The following is a 986-nucleotide window of genomic DNA, read 5'->3' on the forward strand; positions in this document are numbered from 1 at the left end:
GCCTTCGACGTCGTGATGGAAGACCGCGGCAGCCGGGTGATCGGCGTCATTTCGGTGCTGCCCGGCGAGGGCAAGTCGACGGTGGCCGCGAATCTTGCCGGCCTGCTCGCCGCCACTGGCGCCAGGACCCTGCTCATCGACGGCGACCTGCGCAATCCGGGCTTGAGCCGCAGCCTCGGCATGGAGGCCGAGCAGGGCCTGATGGAAGCGGTGGTCAACGGCCAGACCTGGCAGTCGGTCGGCAAGGTCGATCGCCAGACCAAGCTGGCGATCATTCCCGCCGTGCTGCGCGGCCAGTTCTCGCACACCAGCGAGCTTCTGGGCTCGGCCGGCATGCGGCGCTTCATCGAGAACGCCAAGGAGACGTTCGAATACATCATCGTCGACCTGCCGCCGCTCGGCCCCGTCGTCGACGCCAAGGCCTTCGCGCCGCTGGTCGACGGCTTCGTGCTGGTCACCGAATGGGGCCGCACGCCGCGCAACATGGTGCGCTCGATGCTGGAATCCGAGCCCTACATCGCCAACAAGGTGATCGGCGCCGTGCTCAACAAGGTCGATTTGAAGAAGCTGGCCAAATACGGCGCGCTCGGTGGTTCGGAAAGGTTCTTCGACCGCTATTCGACCTACTATCTGGAAAAATCCGAACAGCGCCCCAAGCAGGCAGCCTGAGGCGGGTTTCCGTTCGGAAAGACAGAGTTGGGCGGTTCAGCCTAAAAGGGTGAACCGCCCTAATCGTTTGAGGACAGCAGCCGGCCGTATTTGCCGACGATCCTGAGCGCGGTCAGCCGTCCGGTTTGAAAGGCGCCGGTGTCGATGTCGAGCCGGCGCCCGTCCAGCGTCGGAGCGTCGACGATCGTATGCCCATGCACCACCCAGCGGTCGAGGCGATGCGCCGCCTGGAAGAACTCCTCGCGGATGTTGAGCAGATCGCCCTCGTCCTGCGCCTCGAGCGCGATGCCGGGCCGGATGCCGGCATGCACGAAGAC

Annotated in this window: 1 protein-coding gene and 1 pseudogene; one reads left to right on the top strand and one right to left on the bottom strand. The window is 65.3% G+C overall.

The genetic code is table 11. The annotated features are described in order from the left end of the window. Positions 1 to 669 (top strand): polysaccharide biosynthesis tyrosine autokinase (locus tag EOD07_RS35745; RefSeq protein ID WP_127238464.1); only part of this gene is annotated, 669 nt, incomplete at its 5' end. Between the two features lie 59 nt (positions 670 to 728). On the opposite strand, the pseudogene EOD07_RS35750 reads toward EOD07_RS35745, so the two are convergent. Then, positions 729 to 986: pseudogene (locus EOD07_RS35750) on the bottom strand (serine/threonine protein phosphatase); the annotation flags it as partial.

It is taken from the genome of Mesorhizobium sp. M2C.T.Ca.TU.002.02.1.1, from assembly GCF_003997225.1.